Annotated in this window: 7 protein-coding genes; 6 read left to right on the top strand and 1 reads right to left on the bottom strand. The window is 49.1% G+C overall.

From position 1 onward, the window contains the following. The first annotated feature begins 1 nt into the window (after window position 1). Window positions 2–622 (top strand): hypothetical protein, encoded by a 621-nt coding sequence (locus GC096_RS21495; RefSeq protein WP_171633061.1) that lies wholly within the window; start codon window positions 2–4, stop codon window positions 620–622. A 444-nt stretch (window positions 623–1,066) separates the two neighbouring features. On the opposite strand, the gene GC096_RS21500 is transcribed toward GC096_RS21495, so the two are convergent. Beyond that, window positions 1,067–3,400: a helix-turn-helix domain-containing protein gene (locus GC096_RS21500; protein WP_171633063.1), complete on the bottom strand. Its 2,334-nt coding sequence runs from the start codon at window positions 3,398–3,400 to the stop codon at window positions 1,067–1,069. 303 nt (window positions 3,401–3,703) lie between these two features. On the opposite strand from GC096_RS21500, the gene GC096_RS21505 reads away from it, so the two are divergent. The 5 genes from GC096_RS21505 to GC096_RS21525 all read left to right on the top strand — a co-directional run bounded on the left by GC096_RS21505 (window position 3,704) and on the right by GC096_RS21525 (window position 13,383). Further along, window positions 3,704–5,257, top strand: a complete 1,554-nt coding sequence (locus GC096_RS21505; protein WP_171633064.1) for an extracellular solute-binding protein — start codon at window positions 3,704–3,706, stop codon at window positions 5,255–5,257. 92 nt (window positions 5,258–5,349) lie between these two features. Beyond that, complete coding sequence (locus GC096_RS21510; protein ID WP_171633066.1) at window positions 5,350–6,249, top strand: ABC transporter permease; 900 nt, start codon at window positions 5,350–5,352, stop codon at window positions 6,247–6,249. A gap of 13 nt (window positions 6,250–6,262) precedes the next feature. Continuing rightward, window positions 6,263–7,132, top strand: a complete 870-nt coding sequence (locus GC096_RS21515; RefSeq protein WP_171633067.1) for a carbohydrate ABC transporter permease — start codon at window positions 6,263–6,265, stop codon at window positions 7,130–7,132. A gap of 63 nt (window positions 7,133–7,195) precedes the next feature. Then, window positions 7,196–11,539 (top strand): OmpL47-type beta-barrel domain-containing protein, encoded by a 4,344-nt coding sequence (locus GC096_RS21520; protein WP_171633069.1) that lies wholly within the window; start codon window positions 7,196–7,198, stop codon window positions 11,537–11,539. Continuing rightward, window positions 11,536–13,383, top strand: coding sequence for a heparinase II/III family protein (locus GC096_RS21525; protein WP_171633071.1), 1,848 nt, complete (start codon window positions 11,536–11,538; stop codon window positions 13,381–13,383). The genes GC096_RS21520 and GC096_RS21525 overlap by 4 nt, the downstream gene beginning before the upstream one ends. Window positions 13,384–13,413 lie beyond the last annotated feature (30 nt).

Consider the following 13,413-nt stretch of genomic DNA (forward strand, 5'->3'; position numbering starts at 1 on the left):
GGTGAAAGTAGGATGCGAAGCGAACTTTGCTCTCGCGTTAGCAGAAGCAGCTGAAAGCTGGCAGAGCGAACTTCGCGAACAGGGTTTGTTGAGTTGCTCGATTTTCGCGAGGGGGAGTGGTGTATTCCTTTATTTTGAAACGGCGAGCGAATGCTGCGAATCCGAATGGGAATGGCCAACAACGTGCAAGCAGATGCTGGAGACATGGCCGGGTGATGGAGGCATGCAGCGGTACTCAGTTCCGATGCTCGATATTTACCACGATGGGGAGCCGGAGATAAGGGAAGCCAGAGAAAATGGCGGCCGTGAGCGAATAGGGATGCTCGCGCGACTGAAACCATCGAAGTACAGCAGTTATATCTTCTATCATTACGCTTTGCAGGAGGAGAAACCGAGCTGCTTTAATCCGACCTATATCATCGGAGCGTACGAGGATCTGATCTTCTCCTATCAGGAACGTCCGTCACCCGCGTTCGAGCACGGGGCGACACGAAGGAAGTGGCCTGCCCCGATTACGCCAGAGAACTGGCACGACATCATGCAGCCGCATTTTGTCCCATGGTCGGAGAACGAGCAGGGATCTATTTTGTGGGAAACTATGGACACAATCCTGAGCTTTTAAAAACTGTGATCACAATGAGATGTCACCCTTACCAACTTAACCACCCTTACCATCGTTGATCTAATGGTCAATAACTTTGGATGCAGGGGGAACCTAGATACCTTATTTGGCTGAAACTGGCTGAAATCGAACGCAAGGGGAACGTAGATACGCTAATTGGCCAATTTTCGTTATTTATCGAGTATTTCGACGAAATAGAGTACTGTAGTTCCCCTTCGATGAAGATTTCACCTATGTACCCACAATTAGGACATCCTCGTTCCCTCTCGAAGGAGTGCGTAAGGGACGACGAGGGCTGTCTCGCTGAAGCCGCAGTGTACGAAGGCACAAGGAGATCGTCAGACTAAGGTCAGCATGATTGAGCCGAAGCCCGTGTTTGGCGATAGGAGGAATAACCGAGGTGTTCCAAAGGTTACATTTGGAACGCCTCTTCTTTGCATTGTCTCACGATTCTTCCAGGCCTCCCGCCGGGATCTGGTCTACCGTCGTCTTCAGCAAGCGGTATTGTCCAGGCGTACTCCCCATGCGTGATTTGAACAGCTTGCTGAAGTAGCTGACATTGGCATAGCCGATTTCACGGCAAATGTCCTCCAGCGAATATTTGGGCTGCCGCAGCAGCTCACAGGCTCTTTTAATTCGCAGATGAATCAAATGGTCGTTGATCGTTGTGCCCGTTGTTTCCTTGAAAATACGGCTCAAAAAGGATGTGCTTCGCTGCACGTGACCGGCAACCGTCTCAATTGTGATGTTGTTATTGTAGTTCTTCTCCATAAATTCGGTGGCCAGCTGCAAAGTCATATCATTCAGCTTCAACCGTTTCTCCCGATTGTGCACAATGATTTGGATACACATCTCCATCAAGCGCGCTTCCATATCGCGAAGCGTTTGGATACTAGACAGCACGAACGGTCGATCGCCGAGCACGGCGGTCATATCTCCGCCGGTTTGCACTAGCGTTTTTACGATCTCCCCGCTTAATTGAAAGAAGAGTTGCTGCACGTTGGCTTTCCCCAGCCTGCGGGCGGTCACCTCATTCGTGATACGGTTGATCGTCTCCGCACATTCGTCCTCGTTCAATTGAAGCAGCGCCTGAAGCAGCTTTGTCTCTAGCTCATAGGGGTAAAAATAAGTCTCTTCATCTTGCTTCCAGGAGCTAACGATGGTGTAAGGCACGATTTCGCCTTTGCCGACATACATTTTCAGGCTGAGCGCTTCGACGGATTCTTCATAGGCGGTTTGAGCGGAATACACATCTGTGTGGATGCGGCTAAGTCCAATCGTTGCAAGGATGCCGTAGCGGCTCTCCATATTTCGCTGCAGCTTCCTAGCAAGCTCAATCAGAACCTCGTCTTGATGGATAGGCACAGCAACAATAATGATGATGATGCGTTCATCGTCTCTGGCGAAGATTTCGCCGTCGATTTCGGGTCCCAGCTCTTCAATCAAGCCATATTGAAATAGATGAAAATGGAGATTGCCAGTTGAGTCATTCAGTAAGGATTGCTCCTCGAGCTCGATCGTCAAGATGGCAAATCGTTCAAAATTCAGCTTTAACCCCAAAAGCTCCGCTGCATCCTTCTCTAATCCACTGCTTTGCTGAGAAACCGCCCGCCCCTTAATGAGGTCGCTCAAATATTTCTCTTTGATCGCGGAACGGTTATCGCCAAGCAACGTTTCTACCCGTTCCTTCTCGCTGAGGATCGTTTCCCGGCTATGGCGAAGCCGTTCGAATGCCTGTTGAATGAAGCTCGCTTCATCGGCGGCCAGCAAGGAGGCCTCTGGGCTTGCTCTATCGCCGCCACTAATATAGGCGATAACGCTTTTGAGTGGCCGGTACAGCCTTTGTGAGATGTAGAACAGCAGCAAAATGGCCACAGTGACGTAAATAGCGGATATGGCAGCCACAATCATTTTAATGCGGCTCAGCCCCTCAAGCAGAACAGATCGTTTGGTCAAATTGACAAACTTCCAGCCTGTCACACTAGAAGTAGTGTAGGTCACGATCCATCGTCGATCGTCGACGTATGATCCGCTTCCAGGAGTGGATAGAACGCTTTTATCCAGCTTCCCGATTAGCGCTGCCGCTTCTTCCGTTTCACTGTAGAGAGGTTCGCCTTGGGAACCGAGAACAAGCGTCAGCCCCTTTTTATTATGATAATGGCTCAAATATTCTTTGAAGAGCAGGTCAAGCTTCAAATTGATCACGATGGCCCCATCAACTGGACCAATGAGCGGCATTTTCTGCATTAAACTGGTGGCAAGTGTCCCCTTCACCGCATTGCCAGGACGATTGGTCAGCCACAGGGTCCGGTTCGCGGTGTCTTCACTCATGACGGTCATCCAAGAACGGTCGGTGAAGGAAGATAACGGGGACATTTTCATATCAGAACGGGAGGTCAGAATGAGATCGAGTTTATTGTATACGAGATAAATGGAGTCAATATAAGGACTCAGTTTCTGCTGCTCTTCCAAGAATCGTGTCAAGTCAATGAGTGAAGACACGCTTAGTTTATCGTTTATTTTGTGATACAGATAGGATTGGGTCATGACCATGCTCGAGGCGATATTCTGTATCGCAGTAAGTTCTTTATGAATCAGTTCCCGCTGCTGTTCCATGATCGATTGATTATATTCAATTGAATTCTGAATGCTGGTATCCGCAGAAATCGTGTAGGTGACCGAAGAAATGAGGATGACAGTGACAATGACGATCGCCGTCATCGATAACAATAGTTTGACGAAGAGAGATCGGTTGCGAATCACTTGAAGACTAGGCATCCAGACCCTCCTTTCGTAGTGTTAGCGTTTTCAATATGGGGTGGATATCATACTCAGCACCAAGCAAATTATAGCACAGAATGAAATAAGGGGAAGGTGAGAGGCGAAAAACATACGAAAAATCGGATAACATAATGCTATACAAACAGCCACAGAAAGGAAAAACATAACAAAAATCGAATGAGATGATTGTGTAGTTGTGTGCCACGGGATATCGTTAAGGATGTAACCGTTCCCAATTCCCGGCCGGGGTAGAGCGCGTTAAGGAACGGAAATCATGATGTGAAACAGGGGGAGATTATTGTGCCTATCTATAAAATGAAACCAGTCGCACTCACCGTCTTAGCAGCCAGCATGGCAGCAAGCGTACTTAGCGGGTGTTCCACAGAAAAGAATACAGCTTCCGTATCGAGTCAACCGAGTAGTGCAGCAAAACCAATTGAAATCTCGTGGGGCATTCAATTCCAAGCGCCCGCGGTCGTTGCCGATACGCCTGTGCAGAAATGGCTTGAACAGAAATTCAATATCAAAATCAAGCCAGTTAAAGTAACCGATGCTAGCATCGCTTCCGGTGACGTACCGGATGTGTTCATGCTGGGTGATCCATCGAATGTATCTGCCTACCAAGCGCAAGGTGTCTTGATGGATCTAGATCTCAATATGGTGAAAGAGAAAATGCCTGAATACTATAAAGATGTTGAGCAGTCGAAAGCGCTGTTCCAGACGGTAACGTTTGGCGACAAGCTCTGGGCAGTTCCGATGTTTATCGATTTGAAACCTTATGATCTTACGATGTTGTGGCGCAAAGACTGGCTCGACAAAGTCGGTATCACCAAGCTCCCTGAGACCCTAGATGAATTCGAGCAGGCGGCTTATGCGTTCGCCAAGAAGGATCCGGACGGAAACGGCAAGAACGACACATACGGCTTGACTGGTACGGCGACATCGACTTGGTCGACGGGCTTCTACTCGATATTTGGCGCTTATGGCGTTCAACCAACGATGTGGCACGAAAAGCAGGGACAGATTATGAACGGTTCCATCATGCCGGAGGCGAAGAATGCTCTTGAAAAGTTGCGTAAATGGTATGCTGACGGCGTGATCGATCCGGAATATATTACGGATACACAAGATTCGTACCGCAAGAAGTTGTACAACAATCGAATCGGTGTGATTGAAGAGCAAGTCGGTAAAGCAGCGCTCGCGGATGGTGCGACAAATGTAGCTATGAAGGACATCAATCCGAATGCTAAGCTCCAACTGGGCAAAAATCCGAGGGGCCCTGGCGGCAGCGGAAGCTGGGACTGGGGAATCAAGAGTAATTTCGTTGTGCTTGGCAACAAAGTGAAGAATGACCCAGCAAAGCTGAACAAAATTTTTGAAATTTTGCGAGCAGAGAGCAGTGACGAAGAAACAATCAATATGACTAGCTTGGGTGTAAAAGGAACGCAGTGGGATTTTGTAGCCAGCGGAGCGACTTCTGGTGCAACGAAAACCTTAACAGGCTTCGAAAAACAAGAACAGCGTGATGCGGTTGGCATTCGATTGTTCTCCCTGGGCAATATCACGACGCGGACTTACCGGGATAAATATTCCAATCCGCAGATGAACGAAGCCGTTCGTACCTATTCTTCCGCACCAAACCAGACAGATGCGCTGCTGTTTGCTGCGCTTCCGTCAGATGGCAAATATAAGAAGGATTTGACGGCGCTAACGCAAAAATATTTTGCCCAAATTATTAGTGGAGAATTGCCGCTTAGCGATTTCGATAAGTATGTGGCGGAGTGGAAAGCGAAGGGCGGAGACGAGCTGACCAAGGAAGCTAACGACATGTACCAGAAGCAGTTTAAAAAATAATCAGCTTGAGAAGCGAATCCGAATCCTCGGCCGCAAGTCGTTCGCCGCTGCCGGGGAGGAGTCGCAACTGGCCCTGAGGAAGTGCACATGACATGAAAACGATTTTGAAAAATAGGGAGCTGTTTGCGCTCTATCTGTTTGCTTTTGCCTTTTTTCTCGTATTCAAATATGGCCCGATCTACGGGGTACTGATTGCTTTTAAAGATTTTCGCGTCATCGACGGGATATGGGGCAGTCCTTGGGTGGGCTTTAAGCATTTCGAGGCGCTATTTCATTCGGCCGATTTCTATCGGTTGCTGAGTAACACGCTGCTGCTGAATCTGTATTTGCTGCTGTTTGCTTTTCCCGCACCGATTGTGTTAGCGCTTTTGCTTAATGAAATCAGATCCCGCTTTTTTCAGCGCTTCGTACAGATGACCATGTATCTGCCGCATTTCGTATCGTGGGTCATCATGTCCGGCCTTGTCATCTATTTCCTGTCGCCGACCACGGGCATCGTTGCTGAGATCGTCGGCTGGTTCGGTGGGAAACCGGTATTTTATATGGGGCATAAGGAATATTTTCGCTCCATTGTAGTTGGTTCGGCCATTTTGAAGGATATCGGCTGGGGCTCGATTATTTATTTCGCAGCGCTGTCGGGTATTAATCCCGAACTGCATGAATCAGCTACGATGGATGGAGCGAATCGCTGGCAACGTTTGTTTCATATTAATATTCCGTCGATTATGCCGACGATTGCGATTATGTTCATTCTCAGCTTAGGCGGCTTCTTGAGCGCAAACTTTGAACAAATTATCAACTTGCTCAATCCAGTCACCTTTGATACAGGCGATGTGATTGACACGTACGTCTATCGCGTAGGACTACAGCAATTTCAATACAGTTATACGGCTGCAATCGGCTTATTTAAGTCGCTAGTTGGGTTGCTGCTGATTCTGGGGGCTAACTTCACTGTGCGCAGACTAAGCAAGGGAGAAAGCGGCTTATGGTAGGAGGATTTGCAACATGAGGATTAGAAACTGGCAGGATCGCTTGAGCGTCAGCATCATTTATATCGTACTTGGCATACTCGCCATTATTGTCGTCTACCCATTTATTCACGTACTGTCGGTTTCGTTAAGCGGAAGGGGAGAGGCGCTTCGCAGCGGCTTTCACTGGATTCCGAGGGATCTGACCTTGACGCCATACAAGGAACTGCTGACCTATCCGTTCATCTGGAAAGGGTACGGCAATACGCTGTTCCGTATGGTCGTCGGTACAGCGCTTACACTGATCGTTACCGTATGCGCAGCCTACCCACTGTCTCGCAATGAAATGCCATGGAAGCGGGTATTGGTACTTCTCCTGCTCTTTACAATGATCTTCGACGGTGGAATCGTGCCGAACTATCTGCTTATGAAGGAGTTGCATCTGCTGAATACGCGGTGGGTTTACGTGCTGCCGAGTGCGGCAAATGCGTTCCAGGTATTGGTGATGATTTCGTTCTTCCGCTCGATTCCAGATGCGCTAATCGAGGCAGCGCGGATTGATGGGGCACGTGATCTGCGTATTCTTACTCGCATCATTTTGCCGCTATCTGTCCCCGTATTGGTTACGATCGGTCTCTGGTCGCTTGTGCATCACATTAATGCTTTTATGGACAATTTACTGTATGTGACCGATCAATCCAAATTCGTGTTGCAGCAGATTGTCCGGCAAATTCTGATTGAGAACAGGCTCGATCCGTTTACGACGGCTGTGAATGAAATTCCACCTGCGCCAGAGAGTTTGAAGATGGCAGCGGTAATCGTATCCGCCCTTCCAGTGTTGGTGATGTATCCTTTCCTGCTTCGTTATTTCGAGAAAGGTACAATGATTGGTTCGGTGAAAGGATAACGCAGTCCTGAATACGTCTCTCCAGTAACAAGTAAAATTTATTTTGCGAAGGGATGTAGAGATATGCTTAGAAAAAAAGCAATCATTCTCACGATTACCGCCATTTTGTTGAATTTGTTCGTTTTACCTGCTATTCAGGCCGAATCCGGATTACCGGAAACGGCCTTCTATGTGGCCACGGATGGAAGCGATTCCAATGCGGGCGGGATCAATGAGCCTTTTCGAACGCTAGAGAAGGCTAGAGATGCCGTTCGACAGTTGAAGAACACTACGGGCTTGCCGGATGGTGGTGTGACCGTTTATTTACGTGGCGGCACGTATAATCGAACATCCAGCTTTCAGATCGAGCAGCAGGACTCCGGTACGGCTGACAGTCCGATCACGTACAAAGCCTATCCGAACGAGAAGGTAAGTCTGTCTGGCGGCCAATCGCTCGAGAAGAATTGGTTCACGCCAGTTACGGATCAGGCGATCCTGCAGCGGATCATTAGTACTGACGCTCGTACCAAAGTGCTGCAAGTTGATCTGAGCAGTCACGGCATTTCGGATTACGGCGTAATGAGCCGACACGGTTATTACAAGGCGAACGATGTCAGTCAGGTTCCGCCTATGGAACTGTACGTGGCAGGCGAGGGCATGACACTTGCACGCTGGCCGAATAACGGTACGGTGCAAATGGGTGACATCATTGATGCGGGGCCTACTCGCAAGGATGCTGATTTGCAGGATCGAGGAGGGACATTCAGTTACACGTACGATCGGCCGCAATACTGGACGAATGCCGACGACATTTGGCTGGATGGTATTTTCGGTTACAGCTGGGAATGGTCGTATAACAAAATCACTTCGATCGATACAGTGAATAAACAGATTACATTGCGCTACGGTGAAATGAGCGGCTTGTTCAAAAACTGGTACCCAGATTTCCATTTCGCGCAAAATTTGCTCGAAGAGATCGATAAGCCCGGCGAATATTACATTGACCGTACGCAGGGCGTCTTGTATTTCTTGCCGACGGCATCGTTTGAAGCGGAGCATCCCGAGATTACCGTTACGATGTTGAAAACACCGATGATAAATTCAGTAGGGGCATCCTATGTCACATTCGAGGATCTGACGCTGGAGAATGGTCGCGATTCGGCTGTGGTGATTATGGGGGGAGAACATGTACTGCTATCGCACTGCGAAATCCGCAACTTTACAAACGGCGGCGTGCAGATTAATACGCCTAGCCGATGGTTATACAATGATTTTGCGACAGCAACGGGGGTGAATCACGGAATAACGAGCAGTCACATCCATCATATCGGCGGGACGGCGGTCACTTTGAACGGAGGCAGCCGTGTCACGCTTGCGCCTGGTAACAACTATGTGGAAAATTCGCACATCCACGATTTTGCTTATTATCATAAGGCGTACAATCCAAGCGTCATTCTGACCGGTGTGGGTAACCGTGTATCGCACAATGAAATTCACGATGCGCCGCATCCGGGCATTTTGATCTTCGGCAATGACCACCTCGTGGAGTACAACAATATTTATGATGTATGCAAAATGTTCTCCGATCTGGGGGCCATCTATATGAACGCAGGCGAGACACCGCAACAGCGGGGAACCGTCATTCGGGGAAATTATTTCCACAACATTGGTGAATCCAAAGCTGGTGTAGAAGGTGTTTATCCAGACAATTTCACAATGGGGCTGACGATTGAAGATAATATTTTTTACAAAATGGGCAACTCCGCAGTTAAAAATAACGGTGGGGCACACATCAAGAAACGGAATAATCTATTTATCGATAGTGAAGTACCTTATGATTATGCCGACATCTATCTAGGAGACGCACCAGATAAGCAGATCCCTAAGAACTACATGCCGAAATGGCAGACGTTGTTTGCTCAAAACAATAATTTTGTAGGTACGCCGTATTTGGTCAAATATCCGGAGCTCGCGGACTTCTTTACGGAAAATCGGTATTATCCAACCACGAACACCTTAGAGAATAATGTGATCTATAACCCTACCAGGGCTCGCAGCAGCATCACTAACGCGCAAGGGGCGTACGATAAGTTTAATCTGCTGCAGTATGCGAACAACTGGGTGACGAACAGTGATCCTGGCTTTGTGAATCTGGCGGCTGGCGATCTCAATTTGAAAAGCGACGCTGCAGTTTTCCAACAAATTCCCGGCTTTCATTCGATTCCTTTTGACGACATAGGGATTATTGGCAAAGCGGGACCGTATCTGGCGCCAGATACCATTCCAATAGAAGGTGTTCGGGCTTACGACACAAATGTGAAGATTGGCATCGGCAAAACGTATGAGCTGCATACGGCCGTGTTACCGTGGGACGCAACGAATCCAAAGCTGCTCTATACGTCCAGTGATTCAAGTGTGGTCAAAGTGGACAGCAAAGGAACGCTTAAGGGGGCGGGCATCGGGCAAGCCGTCATCACAGTCACTTCAGCAGAAAATCCGCTGCTTCATGATGAAGTCATGATTGACGTCGAGATCGGAGACGGTATTTACGAATATACCGATTTCGAGACGGGGCGAAACAGCTGGCCGGTGGATCCGAATCGGTCCGTCATCGATATAGGTGGCAATCATAAGTATAAAGTGCTGAAAGGTGCGACGGCGGTTTCGCCGAACGAATATACCAACTACGAACTAACATTTAAGATGAAGACACCGCCAACGATGCCAAGTCTAGGAACGATCTATTTCTTCGACAGACTAGGTTCGAACGGCGGGGGCCGTGTTGGCTACCGCAAGGTGGAGGACGGCACGTCCAAATGGCTTCTTTATAATAAGGCCTGGGGGACCGTTAAGGAAGTGAACCTGCCATACGCAGATTTAGCGCCAGATACCGAGTACAACGTCAAGCTGCTTGTAAAAGGGGCTGACATCAGCCTCTATGTGGGTGGCGTGCTGAAGCTGAAGGCGACGGATGCGACGTACAATCCATCTGGTACGGTCGGCTTTTATGCAGGCGGCTTCGACTACCTGCTGTTCGATGACATCAAGCTGTCGGTACCGACAACGAAGGTTGCGGGGCTGCTGTTAGATAGAACCAGCGCGAATATCGGGGATGATGAACAGCTGAAGCTGCAAGTTAGCTTTGATCCTTCAGATAGTGTAAATCGTGCTGTTTATTGGACATCGAGCAATCCGAGCGTAGCCGTTGTCGATGCAAACGGCTTGGTTACCGCCGTCGGAGCTGGTGAGGTGGACATTACCGTGACATCGGTCGAGACGCCTGAAGCGTCAGCGACTAGCCACATCATCGTGTCGGACGTTCTGCTGAAGACGGATTTTGAATCCGGTGGAGGCGGCTGGCCAGTGGATCCGAATCGTAGCATTATCACGGTGAACGGCAACCATAAGTACCGGCTTTTGAAAGGCGCGTCAGCCACATCCCCTCGTTCGTTTACGAACTACAATTTGACGTTCAAAATGAAGACACCGGCCACCATTCCGAGCGCAGCGACGTTATATATATTTGATCGCTTGGTCTCCGGCAGCGGCGACCGAATCGGATACCGGAAGACGGTGGACGGTGCGTCGCAATGGATTCTTTATAACGGTTCGTGGGCGACTGTGAAACAGACTAGCCTGAACTATGAGGACTTGGCTCCGAATACGGAGTATACCTTTGAGCTGATCGTGAACGGAGCGGATATCTCCCTATTCGTCAATGGGGTGCTCAAATTAAAAGCTTCCGATCCTGCACACAATTTGACAGGAACAATTGGGTTCTATGCAGGTGGCTTCGATAATTTGCAGTTTGATGACATCGTGGTTACGCAGCTTCGTGAACCGATAACGGAAGCAACCATCACTACTGCCCAACCGGATGGAACAAATAACTGGTACGTGCATCCGGTTACGATTCAGTTAAGTCGTGGCGAGCATTCGTCTACTCTAGCACAAACGAACTATAGTTTGGACGGCGGAGCGACTTGGAGCGTGTACACATCGCCAATCACGCTCGACCAAGACAACGGAGCCATTGACTTCCGTTACCGTTCAACGGATCTTGCCGCAAACACGGAGACAGCGAAGACGCTCACACTTCGTCTTGACCAGGTTGCACCAATAACAACAGCTATACTGTCACCAGTGCAGCCGGACGGACCGAATGGATGGTACGTCCAACCGGTTACCGTGACACTATCCGCGTATGATGCGACTTCTGGTGTGACGAGTATTGTGTATAGTCAAGATGCAGGAGCGACTTGGCAGCCCTATTTGGTGCCGATAGTGATCAATACGGATGGCTTCCACACGATTTCTTATCGTTCTACTGATCAAGCTGGGAACGAGGAAGCCGTACAAACAGTTAATGTTCAACTAGATTTATCAGCTCAGATCGTTGCTGTTGAACCAAGAAGGAGAACGCCATGATTCCGTTCTATCAATTAAGAGAAGCGATAATAGCTGTTCAAGCAAGGCCAACAACGCTGACGTCTGGGGCTTTGACACCAGCGAAAAGAAGGGAGCTGCTGGAAGCCCAGCATCTAGCAGGATTGCTTAAGGAAATTCATGAGGAAGCGGAGAGGGCCAGGCGTGAGCCTGTTCCTCTCCTTTCTTTCACGGATTTCCAGGCGTATCATTCGGCAGGAACGCGCAAGGAATTTGAAAAGCCGTATTTTGAACGCAGAGGACGCTTGCTTGCCCTTGCCTTGACGATGGCGCTTGATAATAGCGATACGTATAAGATGACGTTGGAAAATCTGATCTGGGAAATATGTAATGAGTATGCCTGGGCTGTACCGGCGCATCTACCAGATACGATAGATAAAGTGTTGACGGCGCGTGTCCCTCCGAACCGCTATGTGGACTTGTTCGCTGCTGAGACGGCTCATGCTTTGGCAGAAGTACTGTATCTTGTAGGAGACCGTTTGAATGACTGGGTCACGCACCGAGTGAAGCAAGAAATCGAGCAGCGTGTGTTCCAGCCTGTATTTGAAAGTGCTCACCATTTTATTTGGACCTCAAAGACGAACAATTGGTCAGCCGTATGCAGTGGTGCCGTCGGTATGGCGGCGCTGTTGCTAGTCGATGACCGGGAACGACTTGCTGGCATGCAGGACCGGGTTGTGAGCGCCATGGATAGCTTCCTTGCGGGATATGGGGATGATGGCTGCTGTCCGGAGGGGCTCGCATACTGGAGGTACGGTTTTGGGTATTTTGTTTATTGGGCAGAGATGCTTTACGAGTTTACTAACGGATCGATCGATTTGTTAAAGGGGGACAAAATTAAGCGGATTGCCGAATTCCCGGCAGCTGTCGCACTCAGCGATACTTCCTGCATCAATTATTCCGATTGCAGGCCAACCTTCAGACCGGCTACTGGACTAATCAGTCGTTTGTGCCGCAGACTTGACATCGCTCCGCCGAAAATGACGAGTGTGCCTTCGTTTCATGAAGATCATTGCTACCGCTGGCCGTTTACTTTCCGCAACATCATGTGGACAGAGACCGAATGGCTGCATGCTCCAGGAGCAGAGGGGACCTTATACTTTGCCAGTACGGATTGGTTGGTGGATAAGCGTGAAACCGCGAAGGGCTTGTTTGCCTTTTCCGCCAAAGGAGGACATAACAACGAGCCTCACAACCATAACGACCTCGGGCATTTTATTCTCCATATCGAGGGCGATACGCTGTTGGCAGATCTCGGAATGGGGGTATATACCCGCGAATATTTCGGGAAAGAACGCTATGACCACCTGCATGCATCATCTGGGGGTCACTCGGTTCCTATCATCAATGGTGAGCATCAGGCTGCCGGTGAAGCATATAGGGCAATCGTTACGAAAAATGATACGAATGATGGAGCTGTCAGGTTTGAACTCGATTTGACGCAAGCGTATAGACCGGAGGCGCGAATCCGCTTTTTCCAACGGTCCTTCGCGTGGAAGGTCTGCCAAGATGAAGCCAGAGCAGAGCTAACGCTAACGGATCATTTTGTATTCGATGAGGGAACAGGTGAGGCAGAAAGGAGCTTAACGGAGCATTTCATCAGTTTCCACAAGCCTGTTATCAGAGGTGGAGAGGTAACTTGGCTGGGTGAGAAGGGGAGTGTCGTGTTACGATTTGAACCGTTAAAGCTGTCTGCGCATGTGGAAACCGTAGAGATACCTAGTCGTGATCCCGAACCATTGACGGTATATCGATTGCATCTTCACGCCGAGCAGTTGGCCCAAGTGTATACGTGCAGGCTTGTCATGTCTTGCTGTATACACTGAGCCCATCCACTTAAGCGTTGCACATCGTGT

Origin of the sequence: Paenibacillus plantarum (assembly GCF_013141695.1) — a bacterium.
In the GTDB taxonomy this organism is placed as follows: domain Bacteria; phylum Bacillota; class Bacilli; order Paenibacillales; family NBRC-103111; genus Paenibacillus_E; species Paenibacillus_E plantarum.